Here is a 15,785-nt window from a genome sequence, read left to right as displayed (position 1 = left end):
CATGCCCTCGTCCTCTCGGCCACTGAGCCACGATCCCCTCTGGCCCCGGGCCGGTTCCTGGGCCGCGTTCAACGACACCGCCGATGCCGTGCTCGTCGGAGTGCCGACCTGGCGCACCTCGCTCTCCCCAACCGGTGCACACGCGACGCCCTCGGCGATCCGTGAGGCGCTCCCCCGCTATGGGACCGCGCTGATGGGACCGCCGGTGATCGAGCTCGACGAGGTGCTGCGCATCGCCGACGCCGGTGACATCGCCGACCCGGACGGCTCCGCGGGCGAGGCCAGGGTCATCTCCCGCGTGCGAGAGCTCAGCTCCACCGCGGGGCTCGTGATCGCTCTCGGCGGCGATAACTCGCTGACCTGTCCCGTCGCTCTGGGGGCGCAGGCCACAGGGCTGATCACGTTCGACGCCCATTTCGACCTGCGCGACGGCATCTCGAACGGCACCCCCGTGCGGCGGCTCGTCGAGGACGCCCCCGCCGCATCGCCGCTGGATACCACGCGCATCGACCCGACCAAGATCGTGCAGATCGGCATCGCCGACTTCGCGAACTCCGCCGCCTACGCTCGGCGCGCGGCGGAGTGGGGCATCCGGGTCATCACCCTCGATGAGCTCCGCCGCCGCGGCATCGACGACGTGGTCGCCGAGGCCGTCGACATCGCGGGCGCAGGAATCGATGCGCGCATCCATCTCGACATCGACGTCGACGTCTGCGACCGCTCGGTCGCCCCCGGCTGCCCTGCCAGTGTGCCCGGCGGTCTGCAGGCGTGGGAGCTGCGGGCCCTCACCCGCGGCGTCGCAGCGGATCCACGCGTCGTGAGCGCGGATCTGGCCGAAGTCGACGCGACCGCCGACGCGGACGACGCCCGCACCGTCCGCCTGGCGGCACTCTGCGTGCTGGAGCTGCTCGCCGGACTCGCCTCACGCGCATGAGGATCGTGGTGTCGGGGACGCACGCCAGCGGCAAGAGCACGCTGATCTCCGACTTCCATGCGGTCCGTCCCGAATACGTCGTACTCCCCGACCCCTTCGAGGACCTCGATCTCGACGATCCCGCGGGCGCGCACAGCTTCGCCGTGCAGCTGCGCGTCACCGCAGCGCGACTCCAGGAGTCGGCCGCCGCCTCCGCGGTGATCTGCGAGCGGGGGCCGCTCGACTTCCTCGCCTACCTGACCGCTCTGGAGGAGCTGGGCCGCAGTGACGGCGCACTCCTCGCCCGCGCCACAGAGATCGTGGAGGCGTCGATGGCCGCGATCGACCTCATCGCGATCGTGCCCCTGGACGAAAGCCGGCCGATCCCCGTCACCGGCGACGAGGAGCCGGCTCTGCGCGTCGCGATGGACGAAGCGCTGGTGGGACTCGTCGATGACCTCGAGCGCGCCGGCTCCGTCCCGCGCGTGGTCACGATCGTCGGCAGCCTCGAGGAGCGGCTCCGGCTGCTGGTCGAGGCGAGCCGGGGCTGACCAGCACCTGCCCCCGCGACGTGACGGCGCTCACTCGGATACCGGAACGAAGAACAGGCCTCCGAGCTTGCCGTCGGCGCTCCACGAGCTCCGACATGTCACAGCCCCGGCCTCGAACTCCAGTCGGGTCTCGGCGACGACGTACTCTCCGGCCACCACGGCGGTCTCAGCGCCGAAATCCTCCCACTGACCGAACGAGGTCGTGAGGTCCGCCCATGCCTTGGTCAGCTTCTCTTCGATGAGCAACGCTGCGGCTTCGTTCCCGAAGTACGCATCGATGATGGCCTGCGCACGAGGTTATCCGCGCCGCTGAACGTCTTATGCATCACCAGTCGCTCGGCCTCCACTCGCTCCTTGAAAGCGAGTACGGCCTCGAGTTGTGGCCCCTCGTCTCGCAGTCGTTCCGGATCGATGTCGCGAAAGTACATCCCAATCGCCGGAGTGGTGCCGCTTTCTTGCCTACGCTTCAGGGCGATATTGAACTCTTCAGAAAACCCGGAGGAGCCATTGTCAGTGGGTGTTCCCCAGCGCACGTTCAGAAGGCCAACGAACACATCGCAGCCATGCACCAAAGGGTTTACGAGCTCCTGCGGAGCCCCGGCGTCAGGCTGCACCTCTTCCCAGCCCTCAATCGAGATGCGGACTCCTCGCCCACGAAACAAGCGGCGTTCGAGGTTGCGAAGTGCCTCACGCTCGTCGGTCAGGTCACCCGGAGATGCCATGAAGACGCGCAACTCGCGCATATCCTTCTCCATCACCACTCCTGACGTCTGGCTCCCGCCCCTCATGTTCGCCTACGCCTCAGGATAGTGGTGCCCCGCGACCGAGACCGTCCTAGCTGGCGCACCTAGCCCCGTTCCAAACGCCAGACGCCACACGTCTTTCAGACGACGGACGCGCCGATCAAGCCGTCCTGGTACGAACTGGCCGATCGTGTCGATGTCGCGAGCAAGGCTCACGACGCTGCCTTACCCTCGTTGAGCTTCCTAAGGTCCTGAAGCTCCGCCCAGTGCTGTTCGAGTCCGGCAAGAGTCGGGCTGACACCTTGAGTTATGAGCGCCTGGGAGTGGCCGTCGATGTATCGGCAGGCTTCCTCGAACACCTCGCTGACCTTGGGGATGATCTCACCGAGCTTGTCGACGTTGATGTTGATGAGCGTCGTCATCTGGACGTTGGCCTGGTAGCGCCGGGTCACGCCCTTGAGTAGTTCGTCCTCGGTGAAGACTTCACACCAGGAGCGAAGGTGGCTATACCCAGTGTGCACCAGCGCGTCCCTCGCTTCGCCATCCAGCTGCTTAGCAGCCTGAATCGTGCTGTTGATCCGCCCCTTGATGGCGCTCAAGGAGTCGATCCGCGGTCCAGTGGCTCGGGACACCTTGCCCTTGCCGCTCTCGTCGGTGATCTGGAAGTACGCGCACCGCTTCGACTTCTCGAACAACGCGAGCAGTGTCGTGGCGAACAGGATGTCGTGGGTGAAGACAATGACCTGATTGTCGTCGGCGAGCCGAGCGATGCGCTGGGCGACCTCCTTGATCCGGCGGTGGTCGAGACTCGAGACCGGGTCGTCGAAGATGACTGGTGCTGTGATGCCCGCCAGTCGCGCCTCAGCGAGGAAGTCGGCAAGCGCCAGCACTTTCTGCTCGCCCTCGGACAGCACCTTGGACGGCTTGTGCTTGCCACTGAGCACCTTGCGACGCTGAGCCTTCCCTTCTCGCCCGACGAACTGCACCTTGAGCATGGGCGTGTGGAGCGCTTCGCACTCTTCAAGGAACAAGGCGTCAAAGCTCTGGTTGATCAGCTGGTCACTGGCAGTCTTGGCCAGCGCGGTCACCGAGCGACCCAACGCAGGCAACGGACGCTTGAGCGTCTTGAGCCGATCGGCCTCCTTGTCGCTCTTGACCTGCGTCTCGATCAGCGACCAGGACTTGCCCAGCTCGACCGCGTCCTTGAGCTCCAGCAACTGGGCCTGCTTCTCGGCCAGCGCCTCAGTCCTGCCCTTCTGCAGGGTTTCCAGCTCCGAGACGTTGGTGCCTACGGTTGTGAGCGCCGTGTCTGCATCGGTGCGGGGTTTGGTCACGACGTCGGATATCTGGATGTCGACCATGTGACCGGCGACGACGGCAGTGACGACGACGCTTCGTGCGCCTTCGATCGCTTCCACCTCAGCGAAGTACGCTGGCCGCTCGCTCCCCTCGGTGTCCTTGTGCTGCTCGATGAACGCGGCCATCTCGTTGCCTTGGAGCGCAGCGACCTGCCGCTTGTAGCCTCCGAGCGCAGTGTCGGTCGTGCGGATGTCGGCCGAAATCTTGTCTTCGAGATAGGTCGAGTAGCGCGTAAGCAGATCCCGCGCGGGGTCGAGCAAGGGCTGGCGGCAGTACAGACAGCGATCGGCATCGTGAGCTTCGACTTCAATAAGGTGCTGGCGGTATGTCTCGCCTGCTTCGATGAAGTCGTTCCATGTGTCGTCGGGGTCGGCAGGTAGGTCCGCGGCGGCGAAGATCTCGCGGCGGAAGGTCTCGTAGTCGGTCGTGAGTTGTGCGCGCTTGGTCAGTGCCTCGTTGTACTTCGCCAGCTCGAATGCGAGCAGCGCGTCAGCGACAGACACCGCCTGCGAGAGAACCCGTTGCTCGCTCTTGAGGCCAGCGATCTGCGCACCCATCGTGTTCGCGCGCAGCGCCGCGACGGCCTGGGTGAGCACGTCGACCTGCTGGTCGACGTCGTCTCCGCTCTTGACCTTCGATCTGAGGTCGGCGAGGTCAGTGGACGCCCCGAGAGTCTCAATCAACGGGTAGACGGTCGATCCGCGTTGGAACCTGGAGAGCAATCCCGAACCGCTCGAACCAAGCTCGGAAATGGCCGAGTCGATCTCGGCGGTCACCGCCTGGATCGCGGTCGTGACGTCGTTGAACAAGGCCAGCGAGGCCGGGGTGTAGACGTAGTCGAGATCCTCATCGACGTGGGTTCGCACGGCGGGGCTGTCGAAGATCGACATGCGAGTGAAGGGCGATACGCCCAGCTCACCCGTCCAGGTCAGAGCCTGATAGTCGTCGCCGAGCTTGAAGTCCAGCTTCGCCGTCTGCCCCTCAGAGCTGTCGACGTCGATGTTGCCGAGGATCGTATCGGCGGTGCGACTGTTGGCCAGCGCCTTGAAGATGCGCGAGTAGCCCGTCTTGCCAGTACCGTTCTCGCCGTAAAGGATCGTCAAGCCCTCGTGCGGCTCGATCACCGCGCCAGGTACCAGCGCATTGACACCCCAAACCTCGGAGAGCCGGATCAGTGACAGCGGTGGTGCCGACTCGTCCTGACGAGCCTCGATGTCTAGCAACGGGACGGCCGGAAGCTCGCGCTTGTCAAGCGCCTTCTCCTGGCGGAACAACTGGTAGGCCTTCTCAATCGTGGCCGGTCCAACCGGGCGTCCGGTAGCGACCACTTCGGCGACGAGCAGGCGCACCCACTCGTCGCTGGCATTCGCCCACTCGGCGAGCTGCGCCCGAGGATCTACCAGCTCGGTCGAGTCAGCAACTTCAGCTTCGGCTTTCGTGGCCATCATGCATCCACCCCCTGCGTCGCATCGGTGCTAATCCGCGATATCGGCCGGCGCCGATGGTGTGCCCTCATGACGTGCTCGCTGTCTCCTCTGCGCCGTTGCAGACGCTCATCCGTCGTCGTTGACCGACCTCCACTTCAAGCCTAGCCGTGAGGTCCGACACGACCGACGACGCCGAGCCAGAACTACAGAAGCGAAGCCAGGCGGATGGCGCTTGCCAGCGTTCGCGCTGAAGCTCGCCTTTGAGCCGTCACGCCTCTTGCAGATCGTGGCCTCGGAGCTCGGTTGTCTCCTCGGAACGCGTGCTCTGATCGATACGCTCGGACTATGCCCTTCGACCTAGACCTCGACGACATCGCGCTGATTCGTGCTCGTCTGGGGAGCCAGTCTGATGAGCTTCATGGCGTGATGCTCGACGTCGATGCTCATCCGGTGTTCTTGTTCCAGGACGACCGTCCCCGCCTGGTTGAGGCGCGCAAGCGAGCGGTCGAGTTACTTGACGAATGGGTAGGCACGGAGCCGACGACGACCGATGAGATCTACGCGCGGCTCCCCGACCTCGTCCAACATCGTTCAGTCTCCGACTCTCTCCTTGAAGCCGCGATGTGGCCGGACTTCGCTGATCCCCTGATCGATCTCTTCGACCACCCCGCAACCGATTCGCGCGTGCTCGCGGCAGCTCCTCACCTGGTTCCGCTCCTCGACGAGAGCGGCCTCGTCACCGTGGCGGAACTTGATGCACGTCCCTGGGGCCTGCACACCAGCAAGTACGCGTTCCACTACCACCAGCTCATGAGGAGGGGCTTCGACTCCAGCATTCACTACGGCCTCATCGGAACAATCCTGCGGCTCTCTGAGGAGCACGACCTCACGGCACGGCTTGCCCTCGACGAACGCCGCGTCCAGTTCAAGGACGAGTACCGCGAGATCTACGAGTACGACTACTGGTATGGCCCCTCGCTCGCGGATGCTGATCTCGACGACCTCACGGCCGTCGGTGAGACGTTCCACGGCGACCCCGAAGGCGGCACGTCCCTACTCAGCCCGTATGCAGGGCTTTCAGTTCGATGGACCGCCGATGGCAATCTCAAGACCGTTGAGATCGAAGAGTTCATGCCAGCACCAGAATCCAAAGCCGACTGGGTGTTCGCGCGCTACCTCCACGCCATCCGAGACACCACCAAGCACGCCTTCATCCACTGCGACGGAGCCGTGAAAGCATTCGCCGCCGACAGATACCCGCGAGCTCAGCACGATTTCAAGCACCGTGGCAAAGGCGATCGTTACAGAAAACTGTTCCGAATAGACGGAGAGTTCCCCACCGCTGCGTGGTCCGAAGTCGCCGCCTCGTGGTTCCGAGGAAACCGTCTCATCAACGAGTATCTCGGCGGCTCCAACGAGTGACCCTGACAAGCACACCGTCTCAGAAGTGAGCTCGACGATAGATCGTGTCCTGCCGACGAACAAAAGGGCATCCAATACGCCTACTACTCGTGCAGCGGAAGACGCACCCGCAAGACCAAGTGCACCCGCTGCACAATCCCCGTTGCGACCGCCGAACAGCTCGTCGCTGACTGCTACGCCCGCATCAGCATCAACGAGGCCCAATACCTCGACCTCGCTAAGAAGGTCTAGCAAGCCTTCGATGAGAGATTCGCAGCCCGCTCCGACGAACTCGCCGAACTGGCAGCGAACCGCAGACGCCTGGAAGACGAGTCCGACAAGCTCCTCGCCGCCCACTTCGCTGATGCCATCGACCTACCCACGCTGAAGCGCCACCAAGACCGCATCCGCGCAGGCCTCGCAGACATCGACCTCCGCATCGAGAACGAACACGACCAAGACCAAGGCCCGAGACGCCAGATCAACAAGGCCCTACGGCTCCTGATCGACTGCCAACGCCTCTACAAGACCACCGACGCCCACGGGAAACGCCTGGCCAAGCAGACCTTCACCAACGGGATCGACATCGACGAAGACGAGCAAGCCAGCCTCCGCCTCGCGGAACGCTTCGCCGTCACGACAGACGAAAACACCCATGTCAGGGGTTCGACTATGTCTGAAATTGTGGACCTAAGGGGATTCGAACCCCTGACCTCCTCGATGCGAACGAGGCGCGCTACCAACTGCGCCATAGGCCCGTGAACAGGTTCTACGCTATCACGACGAGAGGCGTGCTCGCGTCGCGGATCGTCACCCTGCGGCGCGACGGGAGAGCAGTTCGCGAACGTGGGCCTCGATCTCAGCGTCGTCGACGAATCCCATCCGCGCGTACGGCGACGACGCGGCAGGCAAGGCCACCGGCGGCTCGGGCGCCATCTGCTCCGCGCGCTCGCGCAACGCAGCCACACGCGCGGCCTTGCGTCGCGCCTCCTGGGCGTCGAGCTGTGCCTGTGCGGCCTGCGCGCGAGACCCTGCGACGGATGCCATCGGCTCGGGCAGCGGACGCGGAGTCCAGGTCGCTCGACCCTGGTCGTGCAGCTCGGGAGCCACACGCGGAGCGACCGGAGCAGCGACGACATGTGCGGCACGCGCGGCACGACCGGCGACGGCAGCCATGCGCTGCAGAGCGATACCGGCGACGACGACGAGCGTCCCTCCGGTCCAGAGCAGCAGCGAACCACCTGCGGCCAGCAACTGCCACACACCCAGACCGGAGATGACGAGTCCGACGACCAGCGTGCTTGTGGCGGCGATACGCACCCGTCGACGAGCGCGGGCCCGACGGATCACGGGGTCGGCTCTGGTCGCTGCCAGCTCTTGCCGAAGAGCCTCGAGCTCAGCGGCCTCCCGCTCCGACTGCACACGCTTGGCCAGCTTCTGCTGTGCGAGCGCGGTGCGTGCGTTCAACTCGAAGCGCACCTCACCCGGGGTCTCGCTCGTCTCGGCGAGCACCCGCAGGGCCTGGTTCAGCCTCACGGCGTTGCGTTCGGCGGCGTTGTACTGGAATCGCCCTCGCCATGACGGCAGCAGATACAGCATCCAGAGGAGCACGGCGACGAGCACGATCACTCCTCCGCTCAGCACCGGCCCGTCCATATCGACAACGCTAAGGGCTGGGGGCGGGCAGCGCCGTGCAGACGGGCGCGTGTCGCGGCGAGTTCGTCGGAATCCGCCCTCATGCGGGGAATCTCAGGACGAGATTCGATCGGCCGGCGGCACCGTCGCAGCCTCGGGAGGCACCTGTCCGCTGAGCCACCGTGCGAGCACACCCTGCGGCACGTCTTCTTTGGTGAGGGCGAAAGCGTAGTGGTCGCGCCAGTCCCCATCGATGTGGATGTAGCGACGCCGCAGCCCCTCGTACCGGAACCCGAGCTTCTGCACGATGCGCAGGCTCGCAGCGTTTTCCGGACGGATGCAGATCTCCATGCGGTGCAGTCCGTACTCCGTGAAGCACGCATCGGTGGCCAAGGCGACCGCGGTCGGCGTGATCCCCCGACCGGCGAACCGCTCGCTCACCCAGTAGCCGATCGTGGCAGAGCACAATGACCCCCGGGAGACACCCCACACATTGAGCTGACCGGCGATCTCGCCGTCGTACTCCATGACGAAGGGATAGCCGGAGCCGTCACGGTACTGCTGCAGCAGACGTCGGATGCCGAGCCTCATATCGAAGGACACCGATCCGTACGGAACGGTCGCCTCCCACGGCTGAAGCCACGACCTGTTGGCGAGGAGCTCATGCTGCAGCAGCCGCGCGTCCTTCGTCCGGACGAGCCGCAGTTCTATCGGGCCGTGTCGCATCCCCGCCGCCAGATCCATGCCGCACCGACGCCCGCAGAGCCGCCTAGAGGCGTCCCGCGAACTCCTTGAGCCAGGGACGCAGCTCGGGCCCGAGGTCGTCGCGGTCTGCAGCCAGCTGCACGATCGCCTTGATGTAATCGACGCGGTCGCCCGTATCGTAGCGGCGACCGCTGAAGATGACGCCGACGACGCCGGGTCCGTCGGAGTCGGTCGCGAGCACCTGCAGAGCGTCGGTGAGCTGGATCTCGCCGCCCTTGCCCGGCTCGGTGTGCTCGAGGATGTCGAACACCGAAGCCGGCAGCACGTAACGGCCGATGATGGCCAGGTTGGACGGCGCGTCCTCCTTGGCCGGCTTCTCGACGAGCCCGGTGACGCGCACGGCGTCGGACCCCTCGATCTGCTCGACCGCGGCCGCGCCGTACATGTGGATGCTGTCGGGGTCGACCTCCATGAGGGCGATCACCGCGGCGCCGGAGCGCTCATGCTCGGCGATCATCTCGGTGAGCAGCGGGTCGCGCTCGTCGATCAGGTCATCACCGAGCAGCACCGCGAACGAGCTGTCGCCGACGTGGGTGCGCGAACGCAGGACCGCGTGGCCGAGGCCCTTCGGCTCTCCCTGGCGGACGAAGTGGATGTCGGCGAGATCGCTCGACTTCATGACCCGCTCGAGTCGGCCGGTGTCGCCCTTCTCCATGAGCTTCACCTCGAGCTCGGGGACCGAGTCGAAGTGGTTGGAGATCGCGTTCTTGTTGCGTCCGATGATGACGAGGATGTCGTCGATACCGGCGTTCGCCGCCTCTTCGACGACGTACTGGATCGCCGGCTTGTCGACGACGGGGAGCATCTCTTTCGGCATCGCCTTCGTCGCGGGGAGGAACCGAGTTCCCAAGCCTGCTGCGGGAATGACGGCTTTGATCTTGTGGTCAGCCATCTTGCCAGCCTAGTGGTGAGCGCCGACGTAGACTCGGAGCCATGTCGAACGACGTCGAACACGCCAAGCGCGCACTCCGCGCCGAGCTCCGGGAACGACGCCAGCTCCTCTCCGACACGCAGCGGGAGACTGCGGCGACGGCCATCGGCGAGCGGCTGGATGCTCTCGTCGACGAACTCGGCGCCCGGTCCGTCTCCTGCTTCCTCTCCACCACGACCGAGCCGGGCACTCGAGACTTCGTGACGAGAGCCGTACGCCGAGGTATCCGCGTGCTCCTCCCCGTCACCCGCGCCGACGGGCTGCTGGACTGGGCTGTCGCCACCGACGACGATGAGGTCGCCGAGGGACTCTTCGGCCTCCCGGAGCCCACGGGCGAGGTGTTGGGCCCGATCGCCGTGAACGACGTCGATCTGATGATCGTCCCCGCCGCTGCGGTCGACCGCTCCGGCATGCGCATGGGTTGGGGCCGCGGTTACTTCGACAAGACGATCGGCTCGATGGAGAAGTGCCCTCCCGTCTATGCGGTCATCTATGATTCCGAGGTACTCGACGAACTTCCGCGAGAGGTCCACGACCAGCCGGTGAACGGCATCGTGACCCCGTCGCAGACCCTCATCCTGTCGCCGCGGCGACGCTGATCCCAAGGACCCCCATGCCCACCTACGCCTATGCCTGCACCGCGTGCGGTCACACCTTCGACGCCGTGCAGAGCTTCGCCGACGACGCCCTCACCGTGTGCCCCGAGTGCGGTGGCGCCCTGCGCAAGCAGTACGGGTCGATCGGTGTGACCTTCAACGGCTCCGGCTTCTATCGCACGGACTCGCGCGCCAAATCCGGTGGATCGAAGGATGGTTCGGCATCATCGAAGTCGGAATCGACGACGAGCGCCAAACCGGCGGCTGCGTCGACTCCAGCCTCTTCCTGAGGTATCGATCTGTTGGGGGATCCCATGCTCAAAGGTTTCAAGGACTTCCTGCTGCGCGGCAACGTCATCGATCTCGCGGTCGCCGTCGTCATCGGCACGGCGTTCACCGCGATCGTCACTGCCGTCGTCAACAGCATCATCAATCCCCTCATCGCCCTCTTCCTGAAGGCCGACGCGGCCGGACAGTTCGGGATCCCGGTGACCAACATCTACGGCGAGACGGTGACGTTCCCGATCGGGGAACTGATCTCGGCGATCATCAGCTTCCTCGCCGTCGCCGCCGTCGTGTACTTCGTCTTCGTGCTGCCGATGAACACCTTCAAGGCTCACGTCGAAGCTCGTAAGGGCACACCCGCCGAGGAGCCGGAGGAGGAGCCGGCCGCCGCGACGGAGGCGGAGCTGCTCGTCGAGATCCGCGACCTGCTCAAGACACAGCGCGGAGCCTGACAGCCCCCGTTCGCACTCGAGACGCACGGTCTTCCTCTTCGGAGGAGCCGTGCGTCTCTTTTTCTGCGGTGCCGTGGAGAAGCGCATCTCGGACGAGCGCACCTCAGTAATGGGGCGGGATGTCCTGGAGCAGCTGATCGTCGTTCGGCCCCTTGGCCCCTCTCGGACGGTTCCGGGCCGGGGGTGCCTCCGCGGGTCCTGACTCCGGTTCCGGATCGCTTCCAGGGACCGGAGTGAGACGCGCACGACGAGACCCGGCGACCCGCTCCACGTGCTGACGCGGAGTCGCGGGGTCGGACTCGTCAGTCATTCTGCGTGTCGACCGTGTCGATCGGCTGCGTGTCGTTCTCCGCGCGCGGGGCGGACTCCGAGATGCCGAGCACAGCCGCGATCCGGGTGGCGGCGGTCACGGGGTCGCTGTAGAGATCGAAGGCGTGCACGCGCACGTAGTGCCAGCCCAGGCGACGCAGCACGTGGGGGCGCAGACGCAGGGTCTCGCGCAGGGACTCGCCACGCGTCTCCGGGTCGGATTCGATCACGACGGCCTTGCCGCCGTGCTGCGCGACGAGAGGGAGCAGTCCGCGGTAGTCCACGTCCACCGAAGCGCCGAGGCGCCGCAGCTCCCGGGCGAGGGCGAGGGTCAGCGGGTCGGCCAGGTCTTCCAGCCGTGCATCCCGGCTCCGGGTGGCCAGGCCGCCGAGGATCGACATCAGGGTGGCCGCTCCGTGCTCCAGGCGTCCGTCGTCGAACGAGGAGGGACGGATCGAGGAGACGAGGACCATCGATCGGCGTGCTCTCGTCATGCCGACCGTGAGCAGTCGCTCGCCATCCGGGGTGGAGAGGTCGCCGAAGTCGCTCAGGACGCGGCCATGCTTGGTGAGACCGAAGCCGAGCGAGAAGATCACGCGATCGCGGCTCTCCGCGACCGACTCCTCGAGAGTCAGCACCGCGAAGGGCTCGACGGTGTCGCGACCGACGAAGTCCGCGACATCGGACCGCCCGGCGAACGCCGCGGTGACCGCGGCACGCACACGCTCGGCGTGGCGGGCGCTCGCGGTGACCACCATGAGGGACTCCGCCGGACGATGCACCGCGTGCTCGACCACGAGGGTCACGACCCTGGCGACCTCGGCGTCCGGACTCTCGACCGCGCCGGAGATGGGGTCCGGCGTGCCGGTTCCGCCCTCCACGTAGTCCACCGTGAGGCTGCCGCGGCCGAGGTACGAACCCGCCCAAGGCAGGGAGACGATCTCGCCACCGTAGAAGGCGTCGTTGATCAGTTCGGCGAGATCCTCCCCGCCCGCACGATAGCTGCGGGTCAGGGTCATCACGGGCAGGAGCTCGGACAAGCGCTCGAACGCCGAGACGTCGTCGAAGGGCACCTCGGGCTCCCACGACTCCTCCGGATCCACCGCGATCCGGAACGGGGTGGGACGCTGCGTGACCGGATCACCGAACGCGACGATCTGGCGTGCGCGACGGATCGCCGGTGCCGCCTCTGCGAGGTTGATCGCCGCGGCGTCGACCAGGATCACGGTGTCGAACTCGACGGAGTCCGGGATCTCGGGCACCAGGTACGGAGACGAGATCCAGGCCGGCGCGAGCACGTCGACGAGAGTGGGTGCGGCACTCACGACCTGGGCGGTCGTGGTGCTGGACTGCGTCAGCGCGCGACGCAGGTGCTGCGACTGCTGGGGCTCGTCGACGATCGCGATCCGCCATTGGTTCGCCAGCTGCCAGGCGAGCAACGGCCCGGCCATGGCGGCATGCGCCTCGTCGACCAGACGGAAGTCGCGCTCGAGCCGATCGACGACCGCCGTGTTCGCGCCGAGAAGGGCACGATTGTCCTGCAGGGCGCGCTCGAGGAGGGACTGCCACCAGGCGAACTCGAGCTCCTCCCCCACCTGGGACTCCGAGACATGGCGGACGGAGAGCTCGGTGAGAAGCGGCTCCAGGCCGAGGAGTGCGAGCCGGTCACGCAGCTGGGCACGCTCGACGAGGTTCTCGAAGACATCGGACTTGGCTGCCAGCCCGGCAAGCGTGCGAACGAGCCGCGCGACGGGAAGCGAGGCCAGCGGCTCGCGGCGCCCGAGAGCGGCGTCGAGCTCGGCGAGCTCGGCCTCCACCCGCTGCCAGGCCGCGTGCACGTCGGCGAGGCCGAGCGGGATCTCCGGCGCGACGCCGGCATCGACGAAGCGCTGCCACTGTGTGCGCTGCGCCTGGATGCGCAGGAGAGCTTCGTGCATCTCGGTGACGTGCACACCGGGGCGGACGTACTCCTTGGCGAGGCGACGGAGCCTCCGCCTGTTCGCCCCGGAGAGGCCGGGTGCGTCACGGCGTGAACCGTGAGCCTGGATGAGTTCGCCCAGAGGTCGCTCGAACACCGTGGGGCTGAACCGATCGAGAGAATCACGGATCCCCTGCAGCAGCCGCAGGTACTCGCCGAGCTCGTCGATGGTCGCGAACGGGCGCATATGCGTCTGCGCGATCAGCTCGTAGCCGTGCTCGAGAAGGGCAGGCACGCTCTGCGAGTGCAGTCGTCCGGCCAGTTCGTGGGCCGCACGCGCCGCTTCGGTGCTGGAGAAAGTGACTCCGTACCAGGGGGAGTCATTCGGACCGAAGCGGAACTCGCCGAGGCGGGCGGCCTGTGCGAGAGCCTCTGCCGCCTCGCTGCGGTCGGCCGCCAACCGGCGCAGTGCATCGGGTCCGAGCCGTGCGGTCGTCGACGGCGGAACAGGGAGCGAGGCCAGGCGCGTCAGCTGGCGAGTGGCGTCGAGGACCGAAGCCCCCAGCCCGGACACCGGCGCACTGAGCGCCTGGCGGTAGTCACGCAGGACCGTTCGCAGACGCACGAGAGCGTCGTCGACCTCACCGACCTTCGGAGCCGTGGCCTTCTCGTTCCGCCCGATGGCCCTGACCAGATCGCGCCGCACGTCCGCCGGCGAGATCGCGAGACTGTCCAGTCCGATCCCGGCGAGGCGATGACGGACGCCGTCGAGGGTGGAACGACGCGCGGACACGACGAGGACGCGCTTGCCCCCACGCACCAGCTCGCCGAGCGCGTTGATCACCGTCTGCGTCCCCCCGGTACCGGGGAGCGTGGCGACGGTCAGCGAGTGTCCGGCGGCGATGCGGGCGAGCACCGCCTCCTGCTCGGCATCGGCGTCGAGGAGGAGGTTGTCGGATGCGGGGGCGCGGTCGTCGGGACCGATGTGATGAGGGATCGCCCGAGGAGCGGTCACACGCTCGCGGTCACCCACGTGGCCGGCGAGAGCGTTCAGCACCTGGTGGTCGAGGCTGCCGCCATCACGGGACATCGCCCCTGAGATGTCGGCGAACGTCGAGACGACGAGGCGCGGTTCGACCGAGAAGGTGTCGATCGACCGCGTGATCGCGCGCAGACTGTCGATCACGGGCTGCGGCTTGAAGATCCCGCCGTCATAGGCCAAGGCGGCGAGAGCTGCGGCATCGATCGTGAGACCGAAATGATCGCGGGCGATCCGCTCGAGCTCCGGGTTCACCTCGAAGGTGCCCTGCAGCTTCAGCTCGAAGTCGGAATGGTGGCGCCGGATCGCCAGGGGACGCAACAGCACGGGAGCGGCGAACCCCGCTCCCCCGATGCGCCACCGAGCGACGCCGACGGCGAGGTGCACGGCCTCGATGCCACGCACAGTGCGCAACTCGGTGTTCTTCGCGGTGATGCGCTCCGCAGCGAGTCGCGCCGTGCGCAGGCCGACCTCATCGCGGAAGAGGTTCGAGAGCAGCGTCGACTTGCCGGTGATGAACTGCGGCAGACTGCCGGGGTGGGCCTTGGAGATGTCGATGCCCGACTCGGGGCTGTCGCGGAAACTCACCAACGGGGAGGGCCCACCGAGATCCGCGGCCTCCGCCCTGAGTCGCGTGCGCTCCGACTCCGCTGCGTGCGCGATCTCGAAGCCGGTCACGGCCCCGTGCAGGTCACCGATCGACACAGCAGGGTTCACCGCTGTGTCGTCCGTAGACTTTCCTTCACGTCGCCACACAATGACACCCTAGGCGCGTGACATGCCGAGGCGGGGTATCCCGGGCGGGTTTCCGCCGAATTTCCGCCATACGAAGAGGCCTTCACTCTTCCTACCCGACTTCCGGGCCGTCGGTGTTCTCCACTCAGTGCGGTGTCCGCGACTCCCCTCGTGCGTCGGGACAGTCAGGATGGGCTCATGACCTTCCGCTACGACTTCGCACCGACTCCCTTCGGCGATGCTCTCGCGGTGTTCTCCGACGAGGGCATCGTGCGGTTCGACCTGTCCGAATCCGAAGACCCGCGCGTGCCCTGGCTGCTCGAAGGCGTGTCGCGCCAGCTGAGAGCCGTGCCGGAGCCCGACCCCGGCGCCGCCGACGAGCTCGCCCATCTGCTCGCCGACTACTTCGACGGCGAGCAGGTGCGCTTCGACGAGCACATCCGCCTCGACTGGGGACTCGTCGACGGGTTCGCTCTGACCGCTCTGCGGACGATCTGCGAGATCGAGTGGGGCGAGACGATGAGCTACGGAGAGGTCGCAGTCCTCGCCGGCCATCCCGGCGCCGCGCGCGCCGTCGGCACAGCGTGCCGCATCACCCCGTTCTCGATCATCGTGCCGGTGCACCGCGTCGTGCGATCGGACGGAAGCGCCGGCCAATACGGAGCGCACCCGGAGCGCAAGACGTTCCTGCTCGACCTCGAAGCGAGCTGAGCCGTCGGCAGGCGA

At 66.5% G+C, this 15,785-nt stretch carries 15 protein-coding genes and 1 tRNA gene; 7 read left to right on the top strand and 9 right to left on the bottom strand.

What is annotated here, in order from left to right; translation table 11 throughout:
• Nucleotide 1 precedes the first annotated feature (1 nt).
• Nucleotides 2-934, top strand: coding sequence for an arginase family protein (locus RN51_RS07455; RefSeq protein ID WP_045263419.1), 933 nt, complete (start codon nt 2-4; stop codon nt 932-934).
• A complete protein-coding gene (locus tag RN51_RS07450; RefSeq protein ID WP_045263418.1) occupies nt 931-1,464 on the top strand; it encodes an AAA family ATPase in 534 nt (177 codons plus the stop codon). Before RN51_RS07455 ends, RN51_RS07450 begins: the two co-directional genes overlap by 4 nt.
• 30 nt (nt 1,465-1,494) lie before the next feature.
• Here RN51_RS07450 and RN51_RS07445 read toward each other — a convergent pair whose 3' ends face one another.
• The 3 genes from RN51_RS07445 to RN51_RS07435 form a co-directional block, all read right to left on the bottom strand.
• Nucleotides 1,495-1,710: a hypothetical protein gene (locus tag RN51_RS07445; protein ID WP_045263417.1), complete on the bottom strand. Its 216-nt coding sequence runs from the start codon at nt 1,708-1,710 to the stop codon at nt 1,495-1,497.
• Nucleotides 1,689-2,219 (bottom strand): DUF4062 domain-containing protein, encoded by a 531-nt coding sequence (locus RN51_RS18190; protein WP_197073203.1) that lies wholly within the window; start codon nt 2,217-2,219, stop codon nt 1,689-1,691. Before RN51_RS18190 ends, RN51_RS07445 begins: the two co-directional genes overlap by 22 nt.
• A 200-nt stretch (nt 2,220-2,419) precedes the next feature.
• Nucleotides 2,420-5,014: an AAA family ATPase gene (locus RN51_RS07435; RefSeq protein WP_231579246.1), complete on the bottom strand. Its 2,595-nt coding sequence runs from the start codon at nt 5,012-5,014 to the stop codon at nt 2,420-2,422.
• Between the two features lie 324 nt (nt 5,015-5,338).
• Here RN51_RS07435 and RN51_RS07430 point away from each other — a divergent pair, with 324 nt between their 5' ends.
• Entirely contained in the window at nt 5,339-6,415 is a 1,077-nt protein-coding gene (locus RN51_RS07430; RefSeq protein WP_045263414.1) for a hypothetical protein, read from the top strand.
• A 471-nt stretch (nt 6,416-6,886) separates the two neighbouring features.
• Here the strand turns inward: RN51_RS07430 and RN51_RS18390 are convergent, their stop codons facing one another.
• From RN51_RS18390 to galU, 5 genes are all read right to left on the bottom strand, one after another.
• The gene (locus RN51_RS18390) at nt 6,887-7,051 is read right to left on the bottom strand and encodes a hypothetical protein (protein ID WP_156149126.1); all 165 of its coding nucleotides are present in this window, start codon (nt 7,049-7,051) and stop codon (nt 6,887-6,889) included.
• Nucleotides 7,052-7,079: 28 nt separating this feature from the next.
• Nucleotides 7,080-7,152: transfer RNA gene (locus tag RN51_RS07425), tRNA-Ala, on the bottom strand.
• Nucleotides 7,153-7,204: 52 nt separating this feature from the next.
• Entirely contained in the window at nt 7,205-8,050 is an 846-nt protein-coding gene (locus RN51_RS07420) for a hypothetical protein (protein WP_045263413.1), read from the bottom strand.
• 93 nt (nt 8,051-8,143) lie between these two features.
• Nucleotides 8,144-8,773: a GNAT family N-acetyltransferase gene (locus tag RN51_RS07415; protein ID WP_197073202.1), complete on the bottom strand. Its 630-nt coding sequence runs from the start codon at nt 8,771-8,773 to the stop codon at nt 8,144-8,146.
• 25 nt (nt 8,774-8,798) lie between these two features.
• Nucleotides 8,799-9,686: a UTP--glucose-1-phosphate uridylyltransferase GalU gene (gene galU, locus RN51_RS07410; RefSeq protein ID WP_045263411.1), complete on the bottom strand. Its 888-nt coding sequence runs from the start codon at nt 9,684-9,686 to the stop codon at nt 8,799-8,801.
• Between the two features lie 41 nt (nt 9,687-9,727).
• Here galU and RN51_RS07405 point away from each other — a divergent pair, with 41 nt between their 5' ends.
• The 3 genes from RN51_RS07405 to mscL are packed head-to-tail and all read left to right on the top strand — an operon-like array spanning nt 9,728 to nt 11,058.
• Complete coding sequence (locus RN51_RS07405; RefSeq protein ID WP_045263410.1) at nt 9,728-10,324, top strand: 5-formyltetrahydrofolate cyclo-ligase; 597 nt, start codon at nt 9,728-9,730, stop codon at nt 10,322-10,324.
• Nucleotides 10,325-10,338: 14 nt separating this feature from the next.
• Entirely contained in the window at nt 10,339-10,611 is a 273-nt protein-coding gene (locus RN51_RS07400) for an FmdB family zinc ribbon protein (RefSeq protein ID WP_045263409.1), read from the top strand.
• 24 nt (nt 10,612-10,635) lie between these two features.
• A complete protein-coding gene (gene mscL / locus RN51_RS07395) occupies nt 10,636-11,058 on the top strand; it encodes a large conductance mechanosensitive channel protein MscL (protein ID WP_045263408.1) in 423 nt (140 codons plus the stop codon).
• Between the two features lie 302 nt (nt 11,059-11,360).
• Here mscL and RN51_RS07390 read toward each other — a convergent pair whose 3' ends face one another.
• Entirely contained in the window at nt 11,361-15,041 is a 3,681-nt protein-coding gene (locus RN51_RS07390; RefSeq protein WP_231579245.1) for an AAA family ATPase, read from the bottom strand.
• Between the two features lie 216 nt (nt 15,042-15,257).
• On the opposite strand from RN51_RS07390, the gene RN51_RS07385 reads away from it, so the two are divergent.
• Complete coding sequence (locus RN51_RS07385) at nt 15,258-15,770, top strand: methylated-DNA--[protein]-cysteine S-methyltransferase (RefSeq protein WP_045263406.1); 513 nt, start codon at nt 15,258-15,260, stop codon at nt 15,768-15,770.
• The last annotated feature ends 15 nt before the right edge of the window (nt 15,771-15,785 follow it).

The organism is Microbacterium oxydans (assembly GCF_000956405.1).
Lineage (GTDB): Bacteria > Actinomycetota > Actinomycetes > Actinomycetales > Microbacteriaceae > Microbacterium > Microbacterium oxydans_C.
Note: the sequence above shows the minus strand (reverse complement) of the source record. Positions and strands in the feature narration are given on the sequence as shown.

Bases quoted from the DNA above. Each gene is read 5' to 3' on its own strand.
- RN51_RS18390 (WP_156149126.1), bottom strand. From the start codon at position 7,051: ATGGGTGTTTTCGTCTGTCGTGACGGCGAAGCGTTCCGCGAGGCGGAG.
- mscL (WP_045263408.1), top strand. From the start codon at position 10,636: ATGCTCAAAGGTTTCAAGGACTTCCTGCTGCGCGGCAACGTCATCGAT.
- galU (WP_045263411.1), bottom strand. From the start codon at position 9,686: ATGGCTGACCACAAGATCAAAGCCGTCATTCCCGCAGCAGGCTTGGGA.
- RN51_RS07405 (WP_045263410.1), top strand. From the start codon at position 9,728: ATGTCGAACGACGTCGAACACGCCAAGCGCGCACTCCGCGCCGAGCTC.
- RN51_RS07455 (WP_045263419.1), top strand. From the start codon at position 2: ATGCCCTCGTCCTCTCGGCCACTGAGCCACGATCCCCTCTGGCCCCGG.
- RN51_RS07385 (WP_045263406.1), top strand. From the start codon at position 15,258: ATGACCTTCCGCTACGACTTCGCACCGACTCCCTTCGGCGATGCTCTC.
- RN51_RS07420 (WP_045263413.1), bottom strand. From the start codon at position 8,050: ATGGACGGGCCGGTGCTGAGCGGAGGAGTGATCGTGCTCGTCGCCGTG.
- RN51_RS07415 (WP_197073202.1), bottom strand. From the start codon at position 8,773: ATGGATCTGGCGGCGGGGATGCGACACGGCCCGATAGAACTGCGGCTC.
- RN51_RS18190 (WP_197073203.1), bottom strand. From the start codon at position 2,219: ATGGAGAAGGATATGCGCGAGTTGCGCGTCTTCATGGCATCTCCGGGT.
- RN51_RS07450 (WP_045263418.1), top strand. From the start codon at position 931: ATGAGGATCGTGGTGTCGGGGACGCACGCCAGCGGCAAGAGCACGCTG.
- RN51_RS07400 (WP_045263409.1), top strand. From the start codon at position 10,339: ATGCCCACCTACGCCTATGCCTGCACCGCGTGCGGTCACACCTTCGAC.
- RN51_RS07435 (WP_231579246.1), bottom strand. From the start codon at position 5,014: ATGATGGCCACGAAAGCCGAAGCTGAAGTTGCTGACTCGACCGAGCTG.
- RN51_RS07430 (WP_045263414.1), top strand. From the start codon at position 5,339: ATGCCCTTCGACCTAGACCTCGACGACATCGCGCTGATTCGTGCTCGT.